General features: G+C 71.7%; 25 protein-coding genes. 15 read left to right on the top strand and 10 right to left on the bottom strand.

The genetic code is table 11. The features are described 5' to 3' along the window. The first annotated feature begins 174 nt into the window (after positions 1 to 174). From ACF08B_RS06495 to ACF08B_RS06505, 3 genes are all read left to right on the top strand, one after another. The gene (locus ACF08B_RS06495; protein WP_350751515.1) at positions 175 to 255 is read left to right on the top strand and encodes an Ms5788A family Cys-rich leader peptide; all 81 of its coding nucleotides are present in this window, start codon (positions 175 to 177) and stop codon (positions 253 to 255) included. 126 nt (positions 256 to 381) lie between these two features. Further along, entirely contained in the window at positions 382 to 1,227 is an 846-nt protein-coding gene (locus tag ACF08B_RS06500; RefSeq protein WP_392316364.1) for a sulfurtransferase, read from the top strand. 55 nt (positions 1,228 to 1,282) lie between these two features. Next, positions 1,283 to 1,570, top strand: coding sequence for a DUF1416 domain-containing protein (locus ACF08B_RS06505; protein WP_073887848.1), 288 nt, complete (start codon positions 1,283 to 1,285; stop codon positions 1,568 to 1,570). Between the two features lie 88 nt (positions 1,571 to 1,658). On the opposite strand, the gene ACF08B_RS06510 is transcribed toward ACF08B_RS06505, so the two are convergent. Genes ACF08B_RS06510 through ACF08B_RS06520 form a run of 3 tightly spaced genes read right to left on the bottom strand, consistent with a single transcriptional unit; the run spans position 1,659 to position 4,017 of the window. Continuing rightward, positions 1,659 to 2,855 (bottom strand): hypothetical protein, encoded by a 1,197-nt coding sequence (locus tag ACF08B_RS06510; RefSeq protein ID WP_392316365.1) that lies wholly within the window; start codon positions 2,853 to 2,855, stop codon positions 1,659 to 1,661. 4 nt (positions 2,856 to 2,859) lie between these two features. After that, positions 2,860 to 3,114 carry a MoaD/ThiS family protein gene (locus tag ACF08B_RS06515; RefSeq protein WP_093475950.1) on the bottom strand — a complete coding sequence of 85 codons (255 nt, stop codon included), beginning with the start codon at positions 3,112 to 3,114 and terminating at the stop codon, positions 2,860 to 2,862. Positions 3,115 to 3,165: 51 nt separating this feature from the next. After that, entirely contained in the window at positions 3,166 to 4,017 is an 852-nt protein-coding gene (locus ACF08B_RS06520) for an alpha/beta hydrolase (RefSeq protein WP_392316366.1), read from the bottom strand. 180 nt (positions 4,018 to 4,197) lie between these two features. Here ACF08B_RS06520 and ACF08B_RS06525 point away from each other — a divergent pair, with 180 nt between their 5' ends. The 6 genes from ACF08B_RS06525 (at position 4,198) to ACF08B_RS06550 (ending at position 9,928) form a co-directional block, all read left to right on the top strand. Next, complete coding sequence (locus ACF08B_RS06525; RefSeq protein ID WP_392316367.1) at positions 4,198 to 4,977, top strand: winged-helix domain-containing protein; 780 nt, start codon at positions 4,198 to 4,200, stop codon at positions 4,975 to 4,977. 106 nt (positions 4,978 to 5,083) lie between these two features. Beyond that, positions 5,084 to 6,109, top strand: a complete 1,026-nt coding sequence (locus ACF08B_RS06530; RefSeq protein WP_073887838.1) for a LacI family DNA-binding transcriptional regulator — start codon at positions 5,084 to 5,086, stop codon at positions 6,107 to 6,109. A gap of 120 nt (positions 6,110 to 6,229) precedes the next feature. Beyond that, positions 6,230 to 7,315: a S1C family serine protease gene (locus ACF08B_RS06535; RefSeq protein WP_392316368.1), complete on the top strand. Its 1,086-nt coding sequence runs from the start codon at positions 6,230 to 6,232 to the stop codon at positions 7,313 to 7,315. Positions 7,316 to 7,331: 16 nt separating this feature from the next. Next, complete coding sequence (locus ACF08B_RS06540; RefSeq protein WP_073887836.1) at positions 7,332 to 7,574, top strand: hypothetical protein; 243 nt, start codon at positions 7,332 to 7,334, stop codon at positions 7,572 to 7,574. 90 nt (positions 7,575 to 7,664) lie between these two features. After that, the gene (locus ACF08B_RS06545; RefSeq protein WP_073887834.1) at positions 7,665 to 8,399 is read left to right on the top strand and encodes a response regulator transcription factor; all 735 of its coding nucleotides are present in this window, start codon (positions 7,665 to 7,667) and stop codon (positions 8,397 to 8,399) included. Next, positions 8,396 to 9,928, top strand: a complete 1,533-nt coding sequence (locus ACF08B_RS06550; protein ID WP_392316369.1) for an ATP-binding protein — start codon at positions 8,396 to 8,398, stop codon at positions 9,926 to 9,928. The genes ACF08B_RS06545 and ACF08B_RS06550 overlap by 4 nt, the downstream gene beginning before the upstream one ends. 6 nt (positions 9,929 to 9,934) lie before the next feature. Here the strand turns inward: ACF08B_RS06550 and ACF08B_RS06555 are convergent, their stop codons facing one another. After that, complete coding sequence (locus ACF08B_RS06555) at positions 9,935 to 10,414, bottom strand: MarR family winged helix-turn-helix transcriptional regulator (RefSeq protein WP_263278421.1); 480 nt, start codon at positions 10,412 to 10,414, stop codon at positions 9,935 to 9,937. 104 nt (positions 10,415 to 10,518) lie between these two features. Between ACF08B_RS06555 and ACF08B_RS06560 the strand changes: the two genes are divergently transcribed. The 3 genes from ACF08B_RS06560 (at position 10,519) to ACF08B_RS06570 (ending at position 13,429) form a co-directional block, all read left to right on the top strand. Beyond that, the gene (locus tag ACF08B_RS06560; protein ID WP_392316370.1) at positions 10,519 to 11,388 is read left to right on the top strand and encodes an NmrA/HSCARG family protein; all 870 of its coding nucleotides are present in this window, start codon (positions 10,519 to 10,521) and stop codon (positions 11,386 to 11,388) included. 364 nt (positions 11,389 to 11,752) lie between these two features. Further along, positions 11,753 to 12,427 carry a Crp/Fnr family transcriptional regulator gene (locus tag ACF08B_RS06565; protein ID WP_073887802.1) on the top strand — a complete coding sequence of 225 codons (675 nt, stop codon included), beginning with the start codon at positions 11,753 to 11,755 and terminating at the stop codon, positions 12,425 to 12,427. A 180-nt stretch (positions 12,428 to 12,607) separates the two neighbouring features. After that, entirely contained in the window at positions 12,608 to 13,429 is an 822-nt protein-coding gene (locus ACF08B_RS06570; protein ID WP_392316371.1) for a nucleotidyltransferase, read from the top strand. A 34-nt stretch (positions 13,430 to 13,463) separates the two neighbouring features. On the opposite strand, the gene ACF08B_RS06575 is transcribed toward ACF08B_RS06570, so the two are convergent. The 5 genes from ACF08B_RS06575 to ACF08B_RS06595 all read right to left on the bottom strand — a co-directional run bounded on the left by ACF08B_RS06575 (position 13,464) and on the right by ACF08B_RS06595 (position 17,400). Next, complete coding sequence (locus tag ACF08B_RS06575) at positions 13,464 to 14,294, bottom strand: MBL fold metallo-hydrolase (RefSeq protein WP_093475964.1); 831 nt, start codon at positions 14,292 to 14,294, stop codon at positions 13,464 to 13,466. After that, positions 14,291 to 15,220: an NUDIX hydrolase gene (locus ACF08B_RS06580; RefSeq protein WP_093475965.1), complete on the bottom strand. Its 930-nt coding sequence runs from the start codon at positions 15,218 to 15,220 to the stop codon at positions 14,291 to 14,293. The genes ACF08B_RS06575 and ACF08B_RS06580 overlap by 4 nt, the downstream gene beginning before the upstream one ends. A gap of 66 nt (positions 15,221 to 15,286) precedes the next feature. After that, positions 15,287 to 15,751 (bottom strand): RidA family protein, encoded by a 465-nt coding sequence (locus ACF08B_RS06585; protein ID WP_093475967.1) that lies wholly within the window; start codon positions 15,749 to 15,751, stop codon positions 15,287 to 15,289. Beyond that, positions 15,748 to 15,906, bottom strand: a complete 159-nt coding sequence (locus tag ACF08B_RS06590) for a DUF4177 domain-containing protein (protein WP_009189813.1) — start codon at positions 15,904 to 15,906, stop codon at positions 15,748 to 15,750. Before ACF08B_RS06590 ends, ACF08B_RS06585 begins: the two co-directional genes overlap by 4 nt. A 264-nt stretch (positions 15,907 to 16,170) precedes the next feature. Then, entirely contained in the window at positions 16,171 to 17,400 is a 1,230-nt protein-coding gene (locus tag ACF08B_RS06595; RefSeq protein WP_392316372.1) for an IS110 family transposase, read from the bottom strand. Between the two features lie 601 nt (positions 17,401 to 18,001). On the opposite strand from ACF08B_RS06595, the gene ACF08B_RS06600 reads away from it, so the two are divergent. Further along, positions 18,002 to 18,979, top strand: a complete 978-nt coding sequence (locus ACF08B_RS06600; RefSeq protein ID WP_392316373.1) for an ArsA family ATPase — start codon at positions 18,002 to 18,004, stop codon at positions 18,977 to 18,979. Further along, positions 18,976 to 20,343, top strand: coding sequence for an ArsA family ATPase (locus ACF08B_RS06605; RefSeq protein ID WP_392316374.1), 1,368 nt, complete (start codon positions 18,976 to 18,978; stop codon positions 20,341 to 20,343). Before ACF08B_RS06600 ends, ACF08B_RS06605 begins: the two co-directional genes overlap by 4 nt. A gap of 454 nt (positions 20,344 to 20,797) precedes the next feature. Here ACF08B_RS06605 and wblA read toward each other — a convergent pair whose 3' ends face one another. Next, positions 20,798 to 21,136 (bottom strand): transcriptional regulator WblA, encoded by a 339-nt coding sequence (gene wblA, locus ACF08B_RS06610; RefSeq protein ID WP_392316375.1) that lies wholly within the window; start codon positions 21,134 to 21,136, stop codon positions 20,798 to 20,800. 541 nt (positions 21,137 to 21,677) lie between these two features. Between wblA and ACF08B_RS06615 the strand changes: the two genes are divergently transcribed. Then, on the top strand, positions 21,678 to 24,017 hold the full coding sequence (locus tag ACF08B_RS06615) for a transglycosylase domain-containing protein (RefSeq protein WP_392316376.1): 2,340 nt from the start codon (positions 21,678 to 21,680) through the stop codon (positions 24,015 to 24,017). Positions 24,018 to 24,191 lie beyond the last annotated feature (174 nt).

The following is a 24,191-nucleotide window of genomic DNA, read 5'->3' on the forward strand; positions in this document are numbered from 1 at the left end:
CGTCCGACTGGCGAGACGCCCGCGTCCGTACCGTAGCCGCGTGACGCCCGCGAGCACCCGGACGCCGTCCGCCGTACGCCTCGACGGCTTCACTGTCCCACTATTCGGACGATCGCGTCTCGGGATATGACACGCCGGTGACATGCCCGCCCGGACGTCCCTACGATCGACCGCATGAAGCGACAGGCGGACCTCACGAAGCGGCGGGCAGTCGACCTGTGCCGCGTTGCCGCCATGCTCTGTCGCCCCTTCTGAGCGAAAGTCCCCGACTTCCGCGTCTCACCCTCGCCCTGCTGGTAGGGCACCCGTGCGCCGCCCGCATGCCGGCGCGCCCCCTCGCACTCGCACGCCTCGCCGTAACTGCCCCGGAGGAGAAAGAGCATGAGCCGCAGCGACGTCCTCGTCGACGCCGACTGGGTCCAGGACCACCTGGACGACACCGACATCGCGATCGTCGAGGTGGACGAGGACACGTCCGCCTACGAGAAGAACCACATCAAGAACGCGATCCGCATCGACTGGACCAAGGACCTGCAGGACCCGGTCCGTCGTGACTTCATCGACCAGGAGGGCTTCGAGAAGCTCCTGTCGAAGAAGGGCATCGCGAACGACACCCTCGTGATCCTCTACGGCGGCAACAACAACTGGTTCGCGTCCTACGCGTACTGGTACTTCAAGCTGTACGGCCACGAGAACGTCAAGCTCCTCGACGGCGGCCGCAAGAAGTGGGAGCTGGACGCCCGCGAGCTGGTCGACGGCTCCGAGGTGCCCGAGCGCGCCACGACGGACTACAAGGCCAAGCCGCAGAACACCTCGATCCGCGCCTTCCGCGACGACGTGGTCGCCGCGATCGGCGCGCAGAACCTGGTCGACGTCCGCTCGCCCGACGAGTTCTCCGGCAAGCTGCTCGCCCCGGCGCACCTGCCGCAGGAGCAGTCGCAGCGCCCGGGCCACGTCCCGAGCGCCCGGAACATCCCGTGGTCGAAGAACGCCAACGACGACGGCACCTTCAAGTCGGACGACGAGCTCAAGGAGCTCTACGCCGCGGAGAGCGTCGACCTCGCCAAGGACACGATCGCCTACTGCCGCATCGGTGAGCGCTCGGCCCTGACCTGGTTCGTCCTGCACGAGCTGCTCGGCGTGCAGAACGTCAAGAACTACGACGGCTCCTGGACCGAGTACGGCTCCCTCGTCGGCGTGCCGATCGAGCTCGGCGCCAACAAGTAAGCCCTCACCAACCCACCCGACCGACCTCCCGGTCAGACCCCTCTGGAGAAACAGCATGTGTGGAGCGAAGGCCGGCGGCCCGGACGCCTCGACGATCAAGCCCGGTGAGACCACGATCCAGGGTCAGGTGACCCGCGACGGCGAGCCGGTGACGGGCTACGTCCGTCTGCTGGACTCGACCGGCGAGTTCACCGCCGAGGTGCCCACCTCCGCCACGGGTCAGTTCCGTTTCTACGCGGCCGAGGGCACGTGGACGGTGCGCGCGCTGGTGCCCGGCGGCACGGCCGACCGCACGGTGGTGGCTCAGCACGGCGGTCTGGCCGAGGTGGCCATCGCGGTCTGATCGGGTTCCGTGACGGACCGAAGGGCCGTACTCCCTGGGTTGGACGCCAGTGGGAGTACGGCCCTTCGGTGTGCCGTGACGGGGGTGCCTAGCCCAGCGTGCGGCCCAGGATCCAGACGACGGGAGCCGCCGCCGACAGCGGCAGCGCCACGCCCGCGGTGAAGTGCACGAACCGGGACGGGTAGTCGTAGGCGGCGACCCGGTGGCCGATCAGCGCGCAGACGCCCGCCGCGGCCCCCAGGACGGCGCCCTTCGTGCCGAGACCGGTCATGCCGCCCACGGCGATACCGGCGCCGGCGGCGGCCAGCAGCGCGACCACGACCGACGCCAGGGTCGGCAGGGGCAGCGCACGGGCGAGGACGGCCACCGCGACCGCCGCGGCGCCCACGGACACCGCGTCCGGGTCGGCACCCAGGTAGCCGGTGGCGAGGATGGCCAGGGCCGCCGAGGTGACCGTCGCCATCAGGCCGTACATCCGCTCGTCCGGCGAGGCGTGCGAGCGCAGCTGCATGACCAGCGAGAGCAGGACCCAGATGCCGAGCGGGCCGAGGATCGCCGCCGGGGCGTGCTCGCGGCCGGCGACCAGGACCGCGGCGTCGGCCGCGAGGCCGCCCGCGAAGGCCAGGGCGATGCCCTGGCGGGCCGGCCACATGCCGTTCAGCCGGAACCAGCCCGCCGCCGTGACGGCCTGGAGCAGCACCAGCGGAACCAGCAGGGCCCAGGACCCGGCGGGGGCCGCGACCGCCAGCAGCAGGCCGAGCAGCGCGGTGAGCGCCGCCGGCTGCATGCCCGGGTCGATGATCGGGGAGCGGCCCTCCAGGCGCGCCCGCTGGGCGTCCGTGATCCGGGCGTTCCCGCCGAGCGTGGCGGGCCCGTAGGCCGGCCCGGACGCCGCCGCGGACTCCGGTGCCGCCGCCTCGGGTGCCGGAGCGGGCTGCGCAGCGGGGGCGGCAGGGGCGTAGTGCTGCTGCTGTGCCTGCGGCCCGTAGGACTCCGCGTACGGCTCGGCGTACGGCTGCGCCTGCTGGGGCTGCTGGTACGGCTGCTGCTGCTCCTGGAGCGGCGGCAGGTACGCCGTCTCCGCCGACTGCACCGGCGCGTGGGTCTGCGTCTCCCAGGTCTGCCCCTGCCACTGCTGCGTCGACTGGGGGTCGTAGCCGGCCTGGCGGCCGTACTGCTCGTGACCGGGCCACGCCTGCGGGGCGGGCTGCTGCTGCTGCTCGGGATGCTGCTGGTACGGGTCGTGCCCCTCGTAGGGGCCGCCCTGGTACGGCTGGTCGCTCATCGCCTCACCCTCCTGCGAACGGCGGGAGCACCTCGACCGTGCCGCCGTCGGCCAGCCGTACCGTCTCATGCGCGCGGGTCCCGACGGGGTCGCCGTCGACGAGGAAGGAGCACCGCAGCAGCACACGCGTGAGTTCGCCGGGGTGCCGCTCGCGCACGGCGGACAGCGCTTCGGCGAGCGTGTCCGCGTCGTACGGCTCCTCGGCGACCTGGGCCGCGGCCTTGGCGGCGGCCCAGTAGCGGACCGTGACCTTGGGCATCTGGTTCCTTTGTCGACGGCAGGAAAAGATTCGAAGACAGATGGTCTCAGGCTAGCCCGCCGCGGTCGCGGCCCAGTCCCCGATCCGCGCCAGCAGGGCGCCGTCCGCCGCGTTCTCGGCGTGGCCCATGCCCGGCTCGATCCAGAGTTCTCCGTGCTCACCGGCCGCCTCGGCCAGCATGCGGGGGTGGTCGAGGGGGAAGTAGCCGTCGCGGTCGCCGTGCACGATCAGCAGCGGGACCGGGGCGATCCCCGGGACCGCCTCGGCCGGGGAGAGCGGCACCGGGTCCCACTCACGGTGGTGGATGCGGGTGCGCAGGCCGTAGCGGCCGACCAGGCGGCCCGCCGGGCGGGTGACCAGCCAGTGCAGGCGGCGCATGGGAGCCGTGCCCCGGTAGTACCAGCGGGCCGGCGCGCTGACCGAGACCACCGCGTCGGCCGTGCGCGGGTACAGGGCCGCATGCCGCAGGACCACCGAGCCGCCCATGGAGAAACCGACGGTCACCACGCGCGCGTGGCCGAACCCGCGGGCCCACGCCACGGCGGCGGCGAGGTCCAGCACCTCCTTGTCGCCGACCGTGGACCGTCCGCCGGAGCGGCCGTGGCCGCGGAAGGAGAAGGTGACGACCGCGCCGTGGCGGCGCAGCACGCGCGCCACCCTTCGGACATGCGGCCGGTCGACCTCGCCGGTGAATCCGTGGGCGATCACGAACACCAGGTCGCGTGAGGCCGTCCGGAAGGTGTCCGGAAGGGATTCGTATACAACGGCGCCCGGATCGTATACGGAATCGATCGGAATTCCGTCTGCGCTGTGCAGAAACGTCCGGATAGGGGCGCGTCTGCTTGTCTCGGAATTCGGACGAACGGTGGAACGTGCCACATGACCTGCCGGACCGTTGCTCATGTGGGCTATTCTGCTGGGCAGAGGACTCGGGCAGCGTAGCCCCCGGGTCCTTTTGTGCTTTCGGAAGCGTTGTATACACAGCGGGAAACCCAAGGTGACCGCGGGTGTACGGGGCCTTCGGGATCGCAGAGCATGGCCCGTCCGCACAGTCCTCGCAGGGACCGAGGAGGAACCAGACGTATGAGTTCTCTGCTGCTCCTGACCAACGCCCTCCAGCCGTCGACGGAGGTGCTGCCCGCCCTCGGCCTGCTGCTGCACAACGTGCGGGTGGCCCCGGCCGAGGGGCCCGCCCTCGTCGACACCCCCGGCGCCGACGTCATCCTCGTCGACGGCCGCCGCGACCTGCCGCAGGTGCGCAGCCTCTGCCAGCTGCTGCGCTCCACCGGCCCCGGCTGTCCGCTCCTCCTCGTCGTCACCGAGGGCGGCCTCGCCGCCGTGACCGCCGACTGGGGCATTGACGACGTCCTGCTCGACACCGCCGGCCCCGCGGAGGTCGAGGCACGGCTGCGGCTCGCCATGGGCCGGCAGCAGATCGTGAACGACGACTCCCCGATGGAGATCCGCAACGGCGATCTCTCGGTGGACGAGGCCACGTACAGCGCGAAGCTCAAGGGCCGGGTCCTCGACCTCACCTTCAAGGAGTTCGAGCTGCTCAAGTACCTCGCCCAGCACCCGGGCCGGGTCTTCACCCGCGCGCAACTGCTGCAGGAGGTGTGGGGCTACGACTACTTCGGCGGCACCCGCACCGTGGACGTGCACGTACGGCGGCTGCGCGCCAAGCTCGGTCCCGAGCACGAGTCCCTGATCGGAACCGTCCGGAACGTCGGTTATCGATTCGTTACGCCCGAGAAGGGCGACCGGGCGGCCGAGGAGGCCAAGGCCAAGGCGGGCCGGGCGAAAGCGGACGAGAAGGACACCTCCGCCGCCCTGGACACGGCCGAACTCCACGCGGACGCGTAGATCGTCCGGCGCGGGCGTGACGGACGCTCGCGCCGGCCGTCGCGCGCGCCCATCCAAGCGGTGATACGCCCTGCCCGGAGCGGGTCAATCCGCGTAGACTCCGCGCGTGGCCAAGGTGACTCGGGATGATGTGGCACGGCTGGCTGGGACCTCCACCGCCGTCGTCAGTTATGTCATCAACAACGGACCCCGGCCGGTCGCCCCGGCCACGCGCGAGCGTGTCCTCGCCGCGATCAAGGAACTGGGGTACCGCCCGGACCGGGTCGCCCAGGCCATGGCGTCCCGCCGGACCGACCTCATAGGGCTGATCATCCCGGACGCCCGCCAGCCCTTCTTCGGGGAGATGGCGCACGCGGTCGAGCAGGCCGCATCCGAGCGCGGAAAGATGGTCCTCGTCGGCAACACCGACTACATCGGCGAACGCGAGGTCCACTACCTGCGCGCCTTCCTCGGCATGCGGGTCTCCGGACTGATCCTCGTCAGCCACGCCCTCAACGACCTCGCCGCCGCCGAGATCGACGCCTGGGACGCCCGGGTGGTGCTGCTGCACGAGCGCCCCGAGGCCATCGACGACGTCGCCGTGGTCACGGACGACCTCGGTGGCGCCCAGCTCGCCGTGCGCCACCTGCTGGAGCACGGCTACGAGTACGTCGCCTGCATGGGCGGTACGGCGGACACCCCGGCCGTCGGCGACCCGGTCTCCGACCACGTCGAGGGCTGGAAGCGGGCCATGGCCGAGGCGGGCCTGTCCACCGAGGGCCGGCTCTTCGAGGCGCCGTACAACCGCTACGACGCCTACCGCGTGGCCCTGGAGGTGCTCGCCGGCCCGAACCGGCCGCCCGCGGTCTTCTGCTCCACCGACGACCAGGCGATCGGCCTGCTGCGAGCCGCCCGGGAACTGCGCATCGACGTGCCCGGCCAGCTGGCGGTGGCCGGTTTCGACGACATCAAGGAAGCCGCGCTCGCCGACCCGCCGCTGACCACGGTCGCCTCCGACCGCTCGGCGATGGCCCGGGCGGCGGTGGACCTCGTCCTGGACGACGGGCTGCGGATCGCCGGATCCCGGCGGGAGCGGCTGAAGACGTTCCCGTCCCGGCTGGTGGTCCGCGCCTCCTGCGGCTGCCTGGACTGACCGTCCGGACCGGGTCCCCCGCGTTCCCGTCCGGGGCCCTTATATCGGGCGAACGAGGTTCTGCCGGGCTTCTCAGGGAGCACTCAGGAAGCTCTCATCGTCGCGGGGGACTCTTTCGTCATGACCGAGAGCATCCGCCGCAGCGGCGAAAGCGAGTACGGAACCCCGCAGGACGACGCCCACCCGGCCCCCTACGCACAGCAGGACGCGTACGGCCGGCAGCACCCCTACTCCGCTCCCGTGAACCCCGAGTGGCCGCCCCCGCCGTACGAGCCCCCGACGGCGCCGGTCACCGCGGCGGCCCCCGAGGCGGTGGTCCCCGCACCGCGCGGGAAGCGCGCCCGGGGCCCGGTCCCGCTTCTCGCGGCGGTGGCGATCGTCGCGGCGGCGGTCGGCGGCGGCACGGCCTACGGCTTCCAGGCGCTCACCGGCGAGGACGCGGCCGCCTCCGCGGGCACGACCACCAACGTGGTGCCCACGGGCAAGAAGGGCGACGTCGCCGCGATCGCCGCCGCGGTCAGCCCGAGCGTGGTCGAGGTGAACGCCACCCTGGGCAACGGCTCCTCCACCGGCTCCGGCGTGGTCGTCACGTCCGGCGGCGAGATCGTCACCAACAACCACGTCGTCTCCGGCGCCACCTCGGTCAAGGTGCGCACCAGCGACGGCAAGAGCTACTCCGCCGAGGTCGTCGGCACCGACAGCTCCAAGGACCTCGCACTGCTCAAGGCCGAGGGCGCCTCGGGCCTGAAGGCGGCGGGCCTCGGCGACTCCGACGGCGTCCAGGTCGGTGACACGGTCGTCGCGATCGGCTCCCCCGAGGGGCTGACCGGCACGGTCACCAGCGGCATCGTCTCCGCCCTCGACCGGGACGTCACCGTCCCCACCGAGGAGAGCCAGGGACAGGGCCAGGGCGGCGACGGACAGTGGCCGTTCCAGTTCGGCGGCCGCGAGTTCAACGGCGACACCGGTTCGTCGACCACCACGTACAAGGCGATACAGACGGACGCGTCCCTCAACCCGGGCAACTCCGGCGGCGCGCTCATCGACGCGAGCGGCAACGTCATCGGGATCAACTCCGCGATGTACTCCTCGAGTTCGCAGGCCTCCTCGTCCTCGGACGCGGGCAGCATCGGCCTCGGCTTCGCCATCCCCGTCAACACCGTCAAGTCCGACCTGGCCAAGCTCCGGGCGGGCTCGAACAGCTAGCAGCAGGGAGCACGTCATGATCAAGATGGTTTCCCACCGCAACGCCGAGCGGGGACCCGCCGGCCTCACCCTCGCCCTCGCGGTCGCCCACGAGCTGCACGCGTCCGCTCCCACCACGACACCCCGCGCGCCTGAGGTGGCCCCGACCCCCGTCCCCGAGATGATGGGCCTGCGCACCTCCGCCGCCCGTCCGCACCGCAGGAAGGTGCCGCTGAACCGCCTGAGCACCATGCGCAGCCTGACCGCGCTCGGGGTCTGACTCCCCGCCTCCCCGCCTCCCGGCCCGGGAACGTGCGAGGCTGAAGAGGACCCCGACCACACGACCCCGCACCCCGAGGAACCGCGACCGATGAGCCCCGCCGAAGGCGACCGTGACCCCCAGCGCATCCTGATCGTCGACGACGAGCCGGCCGTACGCGAGGCCCTGCAGCGCAGCCTCGCCTTCGAGGGGTACGACACGGAGGTGGCCGTCGACGGGGCGGACGCCCTGGACAAGGCGACGGCCTACCGGCCGGACCTGGTCGTCCTGGACATCCAGATGCCCCGCATGGACGGCCTGACGGCGGCCCGGCGCATCCGCGGTGCGGGCGAGACGACCCCCATCCTGATGCTGACGGCCCGGGACACGGTCGGAGACCGGGTGACCGGGCTGGACGCCGGCGCCGACGACTACCTGGTCAAGCCCTTCGAGCTGGACGAGCTGTTCGCCCGTATCCGCGCGCTGCTGCGGCGCAGCTCGTACGCGGTCGCCGTGTCGGCCGAGGCCCAGGAGGACGAGGCGCTGACCTTCGGAGACCTGCGCATGGACCTCGCCACCAGGGAGGTCACGCGCGCCGGCCGCCAGGTCGAACTGACCCGCACGGAGTTCACCCTGCTGGAGATGTTCATGGCCCATCCGCGTCAGGTGCTCACCCGGGAGCAGATCCTCAAGGCGGTGTGGGGCTTCGACTTCGAGCCCTCGTCCAACTCCCTCGACGTCTACGTCATGTACCTGCGCCGCAAGACCGAGGCCGGCGGCGAGCCGCGCCTCGTCCACACGGTGCGGGGCGTGGGGTACGTCCTGCGGCAGGGCGGCGCCGAGTGAAGAAGCTGGCACGCCGGTACCGGGCACTGCCGATCCGGGCCCGCCTCGCCATGCTGGTGGCAGCGGCGGTGGCCTTCGCGGTCGCGGCGGTCTCGGTGACGTGCTGGTTCATCGTCCAGCAGCGGCTCTACTCGCAGGTGGACGAGGACCTGAAGAAGGCCCTGCGCGGCTCCGCGCAGATGGACATGATCAACACCGCCCTGCACACGTGCTCCGTGACCCCGCAGCGCGAGGGCCTCTTCCGCAACTACTCCCAGGTGGTCACGGAGAGCGGCAAGACGTGCGTCTTCGACAACTCGGTGGGCACCGTCAAGGTCACCTCGGCCGACAAGGACGAGATCAAGGACGCGGACCTGCAGAAGATCTACTTCCGCAACGGCACCGACAACGAGGGCAACGAGGTGCGCGTCCTGACGCGCCCCCTGGGCGCGACGACCACCGACGCCGGGCAGCCGGGGCCGAACGTCGGGCTGATCGTGGCCGTCCCCCTGAAGAGCACCGAGAACATCCTCGACCAGCTCGCCCTCATCCTCCTCCTGGTCTCCGGCGTCGGAGTCGTCGGAGCGGGCGCCGCGGGTCTCGCGGTGGCCCGCGCGGGCCTGCGCCCCGTCGACAAGCTCACCGACGCCGTGGAGCACGTGGCCCGCACCGAGGACCTGACCATCCGCATCCCGGTGGAGGACGACAGCGACGACGAGGTGGCCCGTCTCTCCCGGTCCTTCAACTCGATGACCGCCTCCCTGGCCAGCTCCCGCGACCTCCAGCAGCAGCTGATCGCGGACGCCGGCCACGAGCTGCGCACGCCCCTCACCTCCCTGCGGACGAACATCGAACTGCTCACCCGCAGCGAGGAGACGGGCCGCCCGATCCCCCCGGAGGACCGCAAGGCGCTGCTCGCGTCCGTGAAGGCGCAGATGACCGAACTCGCCTCCCTGATCGGCGACCTCCAGGAGCTGTCGCGTTCGGAGGGGCAGCGTGGCGAGCGCGTCCAGGTCGTCTCCCTCCAGGACACGGTCGAGGCGGCCCTGAGCCGGGCCCGGCTGCGCGGGCCGGAGCTGACCGTCACGGCGGACGTGGAGCCCTGGTTCGTGCGGGCGGAGCCCTCCGCCCTGGAACGGGCGATCGTCAACGTCCTGGACAACGCGGTGAAGTTCAGCCCGGAGGGCGGCACGGTGGAGGTCCGGCTGACCGGCGGTGTGCTGACGGTGCGGGATCACGGCCCCGGCATTCCCGAGGACGAACTCCCGCACGTCTTCGACCGCTTCTGGCGCTCCCCGAGCGCCCGCGCGCTGCCCGGTTCGGGCCTCGGCCTGTCCATCGTGGCGCGGACGGTCCAGCAGGCGGGCGGCGAGGTGTCCCTGGCCCCGGCCAAGGGCGGCGGCACGGTGGCGACCGTACGGCTGCCGGGTGCGCCGACGCCTCCGCCGGACGCGACCGACACGCCCAGCGCTCCGGGGACGCCCGAGACACCCGGGCCGCCGGAGAACCGGGAGTCCGAGTCCGAGTCCGCGCCGACGGCGGCAGGCTGACCGGACTCAGTCCGGCTTGCGCAGGGAGCGCAGGCGCTCGATCTGGCTGTGGCTGAGCTCGTTGCCCCGGCGCATGTGCCGGATGATCGCCTCCAGCTCGTCCTCGCTGTGGTCGTCGAGGATCGTCCGCCAGGTCCGGCCGAGGTCGTCCCAGAGCGCGGTGACGCGGGCGACGCGCTCGGGGACGGGGGTGACCAGCACCCGGCGGCGGTCCGTCGGGTCGGGCGTGCGGGCCACGTAGCCGCCCCGTTCGAGCCGGTCCACCAGGCGGGTGGCCGAGCCCGTGGTGAGCCCCGTCATGTCGGCGATCTGCCGGACGGTGAGCGGGTCCGGCTCGGCGGTCAGCAGACTCAGGCACTGCACATCGGTCGGGTGCAGGCCCAGGTGGTCGGCGACGGCCTGATTGAAGAGGACGTAGGCCGCCAGGTAGCGGCGGGACTCCGCCGACAGCTCCTCGTACAGCCGGGCACGGCGCGGGTCGGTCACGTGACTCCTCTCGAAATTCACTGCGCGGCGCAGCGATGGGCGCTATTCTCCTGCGTGGCGCAGCCATTGCGTCACACAGCAATTCTACCGACCGGGGGAGAACCATGCTCACCGTCGCCATCACCGGTGCCACCGGCGCCCAGGGCGGAGCCACCGCCCGTGCCCTGCTCACCGCGGGCCACCGCGTCCGCGCCCTGACCCGCCGCCCCGACGCACCACCCGCCCGCACCCTGCTGGACCTCGGCGCCGAGGTCCGGTACGCCGACTTCGACGACCGCGCCTCCCTGGACACGGCCCTCGCCGGCGCCGACGCGCTCTTCGCCGTCACCACCCCGTTCGGCACCGACACAGGTACCGAGACCCGGCAGGGCGCGGCCCTCGTGGACGCGGCGGCGGCCGCCCGGCTCGGCCATGTCGTGCTCACCTCCGCCGCCCACGCCGACCGCGGCACCGGAATCCCGCACTACGAGAGCAAGCACGCGGTCGAGCGGCACCTGCGCGCGTCCGGCCTCACCTGGACGGTGATCGCCCCGGCGGCCTTCATGGAGAACTACACCTCCGGCTGGACCCTGGAGGGGCTGCGCGACGGCGCCTTCGCCTGGCCCATGCCGGCCGACCGGCCCCTCACCCTCGTCCCGGCCGCCGACATCGGCGCGTTCGCCGCGCTCGCGCTGGAGCGCCGCGGGGAGTTCGCCGGCCGCCGCGTCGACATCGCCTCCGACGCGTGCACCCCGGCACACATGGCGGCCGTCCTCGCCGCGGCCACCGGCCGCCCGGTCACCCATCACGAGGTGCCGCTCGACCAGGTGCGCACCCGGTCCGCCGACCTCGCGGCCATGTTCGCGTACTTCGGCACCACCGGCCTCGACGTCGACGTCGCGGGACTGCGCCGCGCGTACCCCGAGGTCGGCTGGCACACCTTCACCGACTGGGCCGCCGCCCAGAACTGGGAGTCCCTGCTGAACCCCGCCTGAGGACCGCCGGGGCCGGGGGACACCGGGATGCGCTAGCCCGACTTGCCCGATTCATCACATATTCGGGTTGCTGTTCGCCCACAGCGGAATCAGCCGGCACCGCCTCCCGGGCCACCCCGGACAGGCCGCCACTGCGCCGCTCCCACCGGCGATTTGGACCTTCGGACGGCCACCGTCCACGCCCCACGCGGTGCTCCGGACGCGACCGGGCGGCCCCCGATTGGACCCCTGCCGCTTACCTCCGGACACCTGTGCGGCATCCTTGTGACAGATCACACTGTTTGGACCGTCCGGCAAAACGGGGAACACGGTCCCCTGGCACGTGGGGCAAGATCCCCTGAGCAGGTCGACAAGGAGAGAACTCGTGGACGACGTTCTGCGGCGCAACCCGCTCTTCGCGGCTCTCGACGACGAGCAGGCCGCGGAGCTTCGCGCCTCCATGAGTGAGGTGACCCTCGCACGCGGCGACTCACTCTTCCATGAGGGGGACCCCGGCGACCGGCTGTACGTCGTCACGGAGGGCAAGGTCAAGCTGCACCGCACCTCCCCCGACGGCCGCGAGAACATGCTCGCCGTCGTCGGACCCGGCGAGCTGATCGGCGAGCTGTCGCTGTTCGACCCGGGCCCGCGTACGGCGACTGCCAGCGCGCTGACCGAGGTCAAGATGCTCGGCCTGGGCCACGGCGACCTCCAGCCCTGGCTGAACGTGCGGCCCGAGGTGGCCGGCGCCCTGCTGCGCGCCGTCGCCCGCCGGCTGCGCAAGACCAACGACGCCATGTCCGACCTGGTCTTCTCGGACGTCCCCGGCCGTGTGGCGCGCGCGCTCCTGGACCTCTCCCGCCGCTTCGGCGTGCAGTCCGAGGAGGGCATCCACGTCGTCCACGACCTCACCCAGGAGGAGCTGGCCCAGCTGGTCGGCGCCTCCCGCGAGACCGTGAACAAGGCCCTCGCGGACTTCGCCCAGCGCGGCTGGCTGCGCCTTGAGGCGCGGGCCGTGATCCTGCTCGACGTCGAGCGTCTGGCCAAGCGGTCCCGCTGACGCTCTCCCGCCCGTACGGCTGTGGGGCCCGGCTTCCCGGAAGCCGGGCCCCACAGCCGTGACCGGCCCCGGACCCGCTCCGGTGGGCGGCACCGCGTCCCGAGCGCCGTACGGGCGCCTCTCGCCGCCTCGCGCCGATAATCGGCTGCCCGGGGGACGGGCGCGCGGCACAGTGGCCCCATGGCCGAACCACCCGTCCCCAAAGGTCTCGACGCCCTGGGGTGCATCGCCCGCGAAGGCTCCCTCGCGCGCGTGCCCGACGCGTTCCGCCCGGTCGTGGCCTCGGCCCGCGACCGGCTCCTGGACGCCTTCGGCGCCCGCCTGCACAGCGCCTACCTCTACGGCTCGGTGCCGCGCGGCACCGCGCGCGTGGGCCGCAGCGACCTGGACCTGTTCGTGGCACTCACCGCGACGCCGGCAGAGGCCGACCACGAGACGGCCCGGGCCCTCGGCGAGGCGGTCGACAAGGAGTTCGAGCAGATCGACGGCGTCGGCACGCTGCTGTACGGCCGCGACCGGCTGCTGAGCGACCTGGAGCGGTACGACCTGGGCTGGTTCGTCGCCTGCCTGTGCACCCCGCTGCTCGGTGACGACCTCGCCGAGTACCTGCCCCGCTACCGCCCCGACTCCCTGCTCGCCCGCGAGACCAACGGCGACCTCGCCCTGCTGCTGCCGCGCTGGCGGGAGCGGATCGAGGGCGCGGCGGACACCGAGGAGGCCCGGCGGCCGCTCGTGCGCTTCATGTCCCGGCATCTGGTCCGCACCGGCTTCACGCTCGTCATGCCCCGCTGGCAGGGCTGGACGAGCGACCTGCGGGAGATGGCCGAGGTGTTCGCCGCGTACCACCCCGAGCGGGCCGGTGAACTGCGTACGGCGGCGCAGCACGGCCTCGAACCCGTCGGCGACCCGCGCATCCTGCGGTCGTACACCGACGACCTCGGCCCCTGGCTCGCCGGGGAGTACGCGCGCGTGCACGGCGTGAAGACCCCCCGCCCGGACTAGGACGGGATCCGGGCGTCGGGCGTCGGGCGTCGGGCTAGATCAGCCCGTGCCCGGTCAGGTACTCCATCTGGGCGCGCACCGAGAGTTCCGCGGCCGGCCACAGCGAGCGGTCCACGTCGGCGTACACATGGGCGACGACCTCGGCCGGCGTGCGGTAGCCGTCCTCGACCGCCGTCTCCACCTGGGCCAGTCGGTGGGCGCGGTGAGCCAGGTAGAACTCGACGACGCCCTGGGCGTCCTCCAGGACCGGCCCGTGGCCCGGCAGGACGGTGTGCACGCCGTCGTCCACCGTGAGGGACCGCAGCCGCCGCAGCGAGTCCAGGTAGTCGCCGAGACGCCCGTCGGGGTGCGCCACGACCGTCGTGCCCCGCCCGAGGACCGTGTCGCCGGTCAGCACCGCCCGGTCGGCCGGGAGATGGAAGCACAGCGAGTCCGCGGTGTGCCCGGGTGTCGGCACGACCCTCAGCTCCAGGCCGCCGACGCCGATCACGTCCCCGGCGGCCAGGCCCTCCTCACCGAGGCGCAGCGCCGGATCGAGGGCTCGCACGCGCGTGCCGGTCAGCTCGGCGAACCGGCCGGCGCCCTCGGCGTGGTCGGGGTGGCCGTGGGTCAGCAGGGTCAGGGCTATGCGCTTGCCGGCCTTCTCCGCGGTGTCCACGACGGTACGCAGATGGCCGTCGTCGAGCGGGCCCGGGTCGATCACCACGGCCAGGTCGGAGTCGGGCTCGGCGACGATCCAGGTGTTGGTGCCGTCCAGGGTCATCGCGGAGGCGTTCGGCGCGAGGACGTTGACGGCCCGGTCGGTGGCGGGTCCCGAGAGGACTCCGCCCCGGGGCCGGCCCGGCAGGGCTGCTGGGTCGGTCATACGGAGCCTCCTCCGGCGCTCGGGGCGGACGTCGGTCGTGCCGTACCGGGTGCCCCGCCGGCGGGGATCCCCGACGTCGGGACGTGCTTGGTGAACTCGTCGTGTCCCGGCCAGGACAGGACGATCTCCCCGTCGCTGAGGCGGGCGCTCGCCAGCACCGGCGTCATGTCCCGCGCGGGGGCGCCCGCCAGCGCCTCGGCGGCGGTGGCGTACGGAAGCAGCTGGCGCAGTGTGGCGATGGTGGGCGGCATCATCAGCAGCTCGCCCCTGTCGTAGCCGGCGGCGGCCTCCCCGGGGCGGATCCACACCGTGCGGTCGGCCTCCGTGGAGGCGTTCCGGGTGCGCTGCCCGGCCGGGAGGGCGGCCACGAAGAACCAGGTGTCGTAGCGGCGCGCCTCGAACTCGGGGGTGATCCAGCGGGTCCAGGCGCCCAGCAGGTCCGAGCGCAGCACCAGGCCGCGCCGGTCGAGGAACTCGGCGAAGGACAGCTCGCGCGCGACCAGGGCGGCCCGGTCGGCCTCCCAGTCGTCGCCGGTGGTGTCACCGACCACGGACTCCGCGTCGGGCCCGGCGAGCAGCACGCCCGCCTCCTCGTACGTCTCCCGTACGGCCGCGCAGACGATCGCCTGGGCACCGCTCTCGTCCGTCCCCAGCCGCTCGGCCCACCACGCGCGCGCGGGGCCCGCCCAGCGGACGTGACGGTCGTCGTCCCGCGGGTCGACGCCGCCGCCGGGATACGCGTACGCGCCTCCGGCGAAGGCCATGGAGGCGCGTCTGCGCAGCATGTGGACGGCCGGGCCGTCCGGGGTGTCCTTCAGCAGCAGCACCGTCGCCGCGCGTCTGGGGGTCACCGGGGTGAGGGTGCCGTCCGCGAGCGCGCGGATCCGGTCGGGCCACTCCGGGGGGTACCACTGACCGTTCGCCATGGCCGGAGGCTATCCCGTATAGGGCGAATGTTCGAGAGGTGCCCGAGGTCAGCGGGGTGGGAGGGACTACGGGACGAGCTCGACCTGGATCTCGACCTCGACCGGCGCGTCCAGCGGCAGCACCGCGACACCGACGGCGCTGCGGGCGTGCACGCCCTTGTCGCCGAGGACCTCGCCGAGCAGTTCGCTGGCGCCGTTGAGGACACCGGGCTGCCCGGTGAAGTCGGGCGCCGAGGCGACGAAGCCGACCACCTTCACCACGCGCGCGACGCGGTCCAGGTCGCCCGCGACGGACTTCACGGCGGCCAGCGCGTTCAGCGCGCAGGTGCGGGCCAGCTCCTTGGCCTCCTCCGGCGTGACCTCGGCGCCCACCTTGCCGGTGACCGGCAGCTTGCCCTCGACCATCGGCAGCTGGCCGGCGGTGTAGACGTACACGCCGGACCGCACGGCCGGCTGGTACGCGGCCAGCGGCGGTACGACCGCCGGCAGGGTCAGACCCAGTTCGGCCAGCTTGGCCTCGACCGCGCTCACGCCTGCTTCTCCCGCTTCAGGTAGGCCACGAGCTGTTCGGGGTTGGGCCCGGGCACGACCTGGACGAGCTCCCAGCCGTCCTCGCCCCAGGTGTCCAGAATCTGCTTCGTGGCATGGACGAGCAGCGGCACGGTTGCGTATTCCCACTTGGTCATGGGCCGACTGTAGCCGCTGCGGCCGCGACGGCCGGCGGCCGACCACCCGCCCTGCCGCGGACCGCCCGCCGATCGTCCCCGGACCGCCCGCGTGCCGCCCTCGACCGCTTCCCGGACCGGCCCTCGGAGTCCTGCCCGGACCGGACCCGGACCCCGCCCGGACCTCGGCGGTGTCCGAACAGCCGGCCGACTGTGACCACCGTTATCCACAGCCTCACGCGTGACCGTCGGCCGGACTGGTTAGACACCTCATGAAGCTAAGAGTCAAGCTGCAGCGGTCATCGGGGCAGGGAACGCTGTCCCCTCGTCGAACAACTCGCGCTCCCGTAGACAGCGGTAGAGCTGGCCGAGCATCCGGTTGAAGAGATGCCGCAGGGCGGCCGCGTGCCAGTCTCCGTGCTTGTCGCGTCGACGGCGGTAGTGGGACTTGGCCCCTGGAGACCCGTTCGGGGCTGCGAAGGCCCACAGATAGCCCGCGTGGTTGAGACGGTCGTTCTTCACCCGCCGCCGGGTGATGCTCGACTTCTTGCCGGAGGCCCGGGTGATGGGTGAGGAGCCGGCGTATGCCTTCATTCCGCGGGCGTCGGCGAACCTGCCGCGGTCGTCCCCGATCTCGGCCAGCACCCGGGCGCCGAGCTGGACGCCGAGGCCGGGGAAGCTGAGGAGGATCTCAGCGTCCGGGTGCTGAGGGAAAGCCTCCCCCACCGCCCCGGCGAGGTCGTCGGCCGCGGTGCAGGCGGCCTCCAGCTGGATGAGGAGGGCGAGCATCTGCTTGCCGAGTGCGTCCTCCACGAGTGCTGGCTGGTGGGCCCAGTCAGCGCGGAAGACGTCACGGATGCGGTCGGCCTCGGCTTCGATGCCCCGCTTGCGGCCGGCGCGTTTGAGCGCTGCCTGGATCTGCGTGCGGCTCAGCCTCGCGGCCCTGGCCGGTGTGGGCGCGAGCTTGAGCAGCTCGCGGGCCTCGGGACGGCACAGGCCGTTCTGCCAGGGTGCGAAGGCATCCAGGGCGGAGGGGTAATACTCGCGCAGGAGCGAGCGGAGCTGGTTGGAGGTCTGCTGCCGATTCCAGGTGGCGTCCTGCTGGGCCCTGGCCAGGACGGCGATGGCGCGGGCCAGGTCGGTGTCCTGCGGCAGGGGCCGATGGGCGTGCATGTCGGTGCGCAGGATGTTGGCCAGGACCAGGGCGTCGCCCGGGTCGGACTTTTTGCGGGAGACGCTGTGGCGGTCGCGGTAGCGGGCGGCGGCCATTGGGTTGATGGCGAAGACCTGTCGCTTGCCGGTGCGCAGCACGGCGACCAGCAGGCCTCGGGAGGTCTCGATGGCGACCGGGATCGGGGCGTTTTCCGTGTCGCCGTACTCGGCGAGGAGGTCGAGCAGGAGTCGGTAGCCGGTCGCGTCGTCGGTGATGCGGCGCTTGGCGAGTAACTCGCCGGTGTCGTCGACCAGGGCGACGTCGTGGTGCCGTTCCGCCCAGTCGATTCCGCAGTAGATCAAGGTTCCCTCCCGATGTGCTGGTGTTTGCGCTGGTCACGAGCGCATGCGGGCCACGCAGCGACCTAATTCCAGGACTCAGCCGCCGGGGCTGGTCCGACACCTCATTAGCCGTGTTCGTGGCACCAGCGCACTGCGCGGGCCTCGGTCTACTCGGGAGCTCGAACTGGCTCGGGTGTATCAAGAGGTCACCGTGCGGAGGGCTCGCACCACCAACTCCAACGAGTGATCAAGCGAGTGGGTGTTGACGCTTCGCGAGCGCCGAGCGTCGTCGCTCTGGCTAGAGGCATCGAGGCCAGGTCCAGCGAAGACGTCCGCTCGGCGCCCATGGGGCGTCAACACCCACCGCATCGGTCGTGGCTGCCGTGAAGACGTCGAACGTCGCCGCTCTCTGGGTAGGCCTCTCGTCGACCAAGTCGCATGAAGACATCCGCTCGGCGCCTACACAACCGCCACGACCACGAGCAGGAAGACCGTCCGCACGCTCTAACCAGAGGCTTCACAAGCCCAGCTCGAAGTAGGCGTAACGACCCTCACCACTCGAACACCCCGGTGACTCGACCCGACCCACCGGAGCCGTTGGAAAGGAATTAGGCTCGAAGACGTGAGCAGGCTCCAGGTCGTCAGCGGCAAGGGCGGGACCGGAAAGACGACGGTCGCCGCCGCCCTCGCGCTGGCCCTCGCCACCGAGGGGAAGCGGACGCTTCTCGTGGAGGTCGAGGGTCGGCAGGGCATCGCACAGCTCTTCGAGACGGACGCGTTGCCGTACGAGGAGCGCAAAATCGCGGTGGCACCGGGCGGCGGGGAGGTGTACGCCCTGGCCATAGACGCCGAACTGGCCCTTCTGGACTACCTCCAGATGTTCTACAAGCTGGGCGGCGCTGGCCGGGCCCTGAAGAAGCTCGGAGCGATCGACTTCGCCACCACCGTCGCCCCCGGCATCCGGGACGTCCTGCTGACCGGCAAGGCGTGCGAGGCGGTGCGGCGCAAGGACAAGCGCGGACGGTTCGTGTACGACTACGTCGTCATGGACGCCCCGCCGACGGGCCGCATCACCCGCTTCCTGAACGTCAACGACGAGGTGGCGGGTCTCGCGAAGATCGGCCCGATACACAATCAGGCGCAGGCGGTGATGCGGGTGCTGAAGTCGCCGGAGACGGCGGTGCACCTGGTCACGCTGCTGGAGGAGATGCCCGTCCAGGAGACCGCCGACGGCATCGCCGAACTCCGCGCGGCGAATCTGCCGGTGGGCCGGGTCATCGTGAACATGGTCCGCCCGCAGGTGTTGGACGCCGAGGACCTGGAACTCGTACGGACCGTGGAGCGTTCCTCGGTGGCACAGGCGCTCTCGTCCGCGGGGCTCGGCGGCGCCCGGCGGGGTGGGAACGCCGAGAAGCTGGTGGACCCGCTGCTGGACCAGGCGTCCGAGTACGCCGAGCGGTACGCGCTGGAGCAGGACCAGCGCGCGGTCCTCGGCGAGCTGGACCTGCCGTTGCACGAACTGCCGCTGCTCGTCGAGGGCATGGACCTCGCGGGCCTGTACGAACTCGCCACCGAGCTGCGGAAGCAGGGGTTGTCATGAGTCCGGACCCGGCCGAGGCGAAGAAGGCCGCCGCGGGGCGGAAGACGGCCGAGGCGCAGGAGACCGCCCGGCGTCTGTCCCCCACGCGCGCGCTCGACATCGACCGGCTGCTGGACGACCCGGGGACCAGGATCGTGGTGTGCTGCGGCTCGGGCGGCGTCGGCAAGACGACGACCGCCGCCGCCCTCGGACTCCGGGCGGCCGAGCGGGGCCGCAAGGTGGTCGTGCTCACCATCGACCCGGCCAGGCGGCTGGCCCAGTCGATGGGCATCGACTCCCTGGACAACGTGCCGCGCCGGGTGAAGGGCACCGACGGCGACGGCGAGCTGCACGCCATGATGCTCGACATGAAGCGCACCTTCGACGAGGTCGTGGAGGCGCACGCGGACCCCGACCGGGCGGCCGTGATCCTGTCGAACCCCTTCTACCAGTCGCTCTCCGCGGGCTTCGCCGGCACCCAGGAGTACATGGCGATGGAGAAGCTGGGCCAGCTGCGGGCCAAGGACGAGTGGGACCTGATCGTCGTCGACACGCCCCCGTCCCGGTCGGCGCTGGACTTCCTGGACGCGCCCAAGCGGCTCGGCTCCTTCCTGGACGGCCGTCTGATCCGCCTCCTGACCGCGCCCGCCAAACTGGGCGGCCGGGCCGGGATGGCCTTCCTCAACGTCGGCATGTCGATGATGACCGGCACGCTGGGCAAGCTGCTGGGCGGTCAGCTGCTGAAGGACGTCCAGACGTTCGTGTCCGCGATGGACACCACCTTCGGCGGTTTCCGCACCCGCGCGGACGCCACGTACAAGCTGCTCCAGGCACCCGGTACGGCCTTCCTGGTGGTGGCGGCCCCGGAGCGGGACGCGCTGCGCGAGGCCGCTTACTTCGTGCAGCGGCTGGCCGCGGAGGACATGCCGCTGGTCGGGCTGGTGCTGAACCGGGTCCACGGCAGCGATGCCGTCCGGCTGTCGGCCGAGCGGGCGCTGGCCGCCGCGGAAAATCTTGAGGAGCCCCGCATTGTCGATCAGGGGGACGGGAAAGCTGGACTTCGTAACTCTCCCGACACGTACGGCAGTTCACACACTTCCGCACCCGGGACCGCAGCCGGTGACACTGCTTCCGAGGAAGGCTCCCCCGCCGAAACGGAGCGCCCCGTCGACCGGCTCACCGCGGGCCTGCTGAGGCTGCACGCCGAGCGCATGCAGCTGCTCTCGCGCGAGCGGCGCACACGCGACCGGTTCACCGCGCGCCACCCGGAGGTGGCGGTGGTCGACGTGCCCGCACTGCCCGGCGACGTCCACGACCTCACAGGACTGCGGGAGATCGGCATCCGGCTGGCCGCGGGCACGGAAGAGCCGGCGCAGCCGTCGTAACACCCGTCCGGCGACTGTGAGAACCCGCACAGTTGCCGGCACGGGCACATGGCGTGCACCGGCGCGGCCGGCTCCGACCGCGTCCGCCAGGGCACGGGCGGGATCGGCGGTCTCCGCGCGCAAGGCGTCGCCGCGCGCGGGCGTCCGCGACAGGACGCGCGTCCACGGCGCACAGGGCACGCGTCCGCCGTCCGAGCGCTTCGGCCGTGTCCCGGTCCGAGGCGCGCCCTGCCCCCTGGCGCTTCCCAGGCCCGGTGGCAGGTGCCGGCGATCCCTGTAAGGCGTGCCCGGCCGGCGAGGTACGGCCGGCCGGTGAGTTCGAGGACGTGCGCCCGTACGGCGTCTTACCGCGCGGGTGCTCGGCCCGTACGTCCCGGCGTACGCCTGATGCCGCTTCACGTGGCGCACGCGGGCCGGAGCACATGCCCCGGGGATGTGCCGGAGGAGGCTGCCCTCAGCTCACCGCCGCGTAGTGCTCGTACACCTCGTCGCTGTCGAGGGGCACGATGCCCATGCCGCGCTCGTACTCCGAGCGGGCCGTCTCCAGCAGCCTGCGCCAGGAGGTCACGGTGGGCCGGCGGCGCAGCAGTGCGCGGCGCTCCCTCTCCGTCATTCCTCCCCACACGCCGAATTCGACGCGGTTGTCCAGCGCGTCGGCCAGGCACTCGGTGCGTACCGGGCATCCGGTGCACACCGCCTTGGCCCTGTTCTGCGCTGCTCCCTGCACGAACAGTTCATCCGGATCGGTAGTGCGGCAGGCGGCCTGCGCACTCCAGTCGGTAACCCAGCCCATACCGGCGCCGTCCTCTCCCGAATCGAGGCTCCCCCACGGCGGCAGCGGCATATTCACCGCCGCCAGTTGAGGACGTTACGGAAGGTGGGCACAGCGCAACACCCCCTTCGGGCCCAATCTTGAATGGCCCGAACGGACTATGGGTAAGCGGCAGATCACCCGCGGGAGTGAGCTGGCGACATGCGCGACCATCCCGGCAAACCGGGACAGCTGTGGTGCGTCACACCGGGCGCCAGGTGACACACGAGGCGGATTCGGACACGTTCCCCTCAGAAATCCGGGGCACGTCCAGAACGATTCGGGGTCGCCGGACGTATTGATACGTGGCCGCGGTGCTGTGACAGTTGAGAGCAGCTTAGGCCAAGGCCTGCGCGCGTGTCCGGGAAATGAGAAGGTAGGCGCCCGGCTTTGCCGTGCCGCGCCGTGACGCGGGTCACCGGCGCCCGCCGCTCCGCGCCGGTACGTCACGATCCGGCACCCGAACATCCCGACAGGGAGCCGGTCCCTCGGAACGCTCAGAGGTGGGGATTAGGCTGCCCCCATGCCAAAGAAGCGCTCGGGCGGTGGTCTGTCGGCAACGCAGCAGGCCGCGAAGTTCCTCGGTGTCAGTGTGCTCGCGGGAGCCGTGATGGCGGGCATCGCGCTGCCCGCGGCCGGCGCGCTGGGCCTCGCGGCCAAGGGCTCGGTCAAGAGCTTCGACGAGATCCCGGCCAACCTCAAGAGTCCCCAGCTGAGTCAGCGCACGACGATCCTGGACAACCAGGGCCACCAGATCGCCGCGGTGTACTCGCGCGACCGCACGGTGGTCGACCTGAAGGACATCTCGCCGTACATGCAGAAGTCGATCGTCGCGATCGAGGACTCGCGCTTCTACAAGCACGGCGCCATCGACCTCAAGGGCGTGCTGCGCGCGGTGAACAAGAACGCGCAGGAAGGCGGTGTCGCCCAGGGCGCCTCCACGCTCACCCAGCAGCTGGTGAAGAACTACTTCATCGAGGAGGCCGGTGACGACCCGACGAAGGTCGCCCAGGCCACCCAGCAGACCCTCGGCCGCAAGATCCGCGAGCTGAAGTACGCGATCCAGATCGAGGACAAGCTCGGCAAGAAGAAGATCCTCGAGAACTACCTCAACATCACCTTCTTCGGTGAGCAGGCCTACGGTGTCGAGGCCGCCGCCCAGCGCTACTTCTCCAAGCACGCCAAGAACCTGAACGTGCAGGAGTCCGCGCTGCTGGCCGGCATCGTGCAGTCCCCGAGCCGCTACGACCCCGTCAACGACGAGGCCGAGGCCACCAAGCGGCGCAACGTCGTGCTCCAGCGCATGGCCGAACTGGGCGACATCTCCCAGAAGGAGGCCGACGAGGCCAAGGAGAAGCCGCTCGGGCTCCACCCGAGCCAGCCGAAGAACGGCTGCATCACCGCAGTCCAGGGCGCCGGCTTCTTCTGCGACTACGTGCGCGAGGTCTTCCTGACCGACCCGGCCTTCGGCAAGTCCAAGGAGGTCCGGGCGAAGCTGTGGAACCAGGGCGGTCTGACGATCCGTACGACCCTCGACCCGCAGTCGCAGCAGTCCATGCAGAAGTCCATCAAGGAGCACGTCTACAAGAGCGACGGTGTCGCGACGGCCGCGAGCATCGTCGAGCCCGGCACCGGCAGGATCCTGGCCATGGGCCAGTCCCGGCCGTACGGCTTCGGCAAGAACGAGACGCAGATCAACCTGTCCGTCAACCAGGGCATGGGCGGCGGCGCGGGCTACCAGCCCGGTTCGACGTTCAAGCCGATCGTGGCCGCGGCCGCCATCGAGGGCGGCAAGTCCGCGACGCAGGAGTACTCGTCGCCGTACCAGATGCCGTACCCGACCTCGGTGTCCGCGTGCGACGGCAAGACCTGGCGCAACGACCCGCGCAAGCCGGCCAAACTGCAGAACGAGAACGAGTCGGAACACGGCCCGTACGGCATGAAGGAAGCGACCGCCAAGTCGGTCAACACCTACTACGTGCAGCTGATCAGCGACATCGGCATCTGCCCGGTCGTCGACATGGCCAAGAAGATGGGCGTGGCGCGCGCCGACGGCCGCAAGATCGACCAGGCCCCGTCCATCGCGCTCGGCACCCAGGAGATGTCGCCGCTGACGATGGCGAGCGCGTACGCCACCTTCGCCTCGCGCGGGATGTACTGCACGCCGGTCGCCATCGAGTCGATCACCCGGAAGATCGGCAGCGAGCAGAAGTCCATGAGCGTGCCGAAGTCGACCTGCTCGCGCGCGATGTCGGAGAAGACCGCCGACACCGTGAGCACGCTGCTGAAGGGCGTGGTCGAGGACGGTACCGGCCAGGAGGCCGGTCTGGGCGACCGCGCGAGCGCGGGCAAGACCGGTACGACGGACGAGCGCTTCGCCGCCTGGTTCGTCGGCTACACCCCGAACATGGCGGGCGCGGTCTGGGTCGGCGACCCGACCCACAAGCGGCGCATGATCAACATCACCATCGGCGGCATCCCGCACGACAAGGTCTTCGGTGGTGAGGTCCCCGGACCGATCTGGCGCGACATGATGGCCGGCGCCCTGGAGGGCAAGCCCGCTCCCGACTTCAACCTGGTGGACATCCCCGATGCCACCGACGAGGACGGCCAGGGAAAAGGCGACAGGGGGGAGGACGGGGGAAACAACGGGAACAACACGGCGGGACAGGTGATCGGCGGACTGATCGGCGGACTGACAACCGGGGGCGCCACTGACGGCGGCACCACCGGCGGCGACGCCAACGCCGGCACGACCGGCGGGCCGCTCCCGAAGCCGACGTTCTCCTTCCCGGACAACTTCATCGAGGGCCAGACCAACGGGGGCGTCCGTGGGAACGGCAACGGCGGCCGGCGCGGGTAGCTCCGCGGGGCACGCCGGGTGAATCCGTGCGTACGGCGGCGGGGGGGGGCCCCCCCCCCCCCGGGGGGGGGCCCCCCCCCCGGGGGGGGGGGGGGGGGGGGGGGGGGCCCCCCCCCTGCGCCCTCCCCGCGCCCGGGGGGGTGCGCCCGCCGGGGCGGGGCGCCCCCCCCGCCC

This window comes from Streptomyces sp. NPDC015139 (genome assembly GCF_043079785.1).
In the GTDB taxonomy this organism is placed as follows: Bacteria; Actinomycetota; Actinomycetes; order Streptomycetales; family Streptomycetaceae; genus Streptomyces; species Streptomyces albidocamelliae.